This window comes from Psychrobacter sp. TB55-MNA-CIBAN-0194, assembly GCF_040309505.1.
GTDB lineage: Bacteria > Pseudomonadota > Gammaproteobacteria > Pseudomonadales > Moraxellaceae > Psychrobacter > Psychrobacter fozii.
Map to the genome: position 1 here is coordinate 1 of NZ_JBEOOW010000152.1, position 285 is coordinate 285.

The 285-nt window shown below is 50.5% G+C and carries 1 protein-coding gene; it reads right to left on the minus strand.

Annotated features, from left to right (window positions below; translation table 11 throughout):
• Positions 1-285: class I tRNA ligase family protein (locus tag AAEY75_RS14640; RefSeq protein ID WP_352259971.1), on the minus strand; the 285-nt coding region annotated here is incomplete at both ends.

Here is a 285-nt window from a genome sequence, read left to right on the forward strand (position 1 = left end):
ACCTAAGTAATCTTCACAGCTGGCATCAAACCAAGCTTCAACGCCGCCAGCATCGATATTTTTTGCGGCGACTTCCATCAGCTCAAGCGTATTTGGATGCAGCTCGCCCGTTTCTTTATGAGTGAAAAAGGCAATCGGCACGCCCCATGTACGCTGGCGTGAGATACACCAATCTGGGCGACCTGTCATCATCGATTCAATACGGTTTTGACCCCATGCTGGCGTCCAGTTGACGGCTGGGATATCTGCAAGTGCACGCTCACGTAAGCCTTCTTTCTCCATATT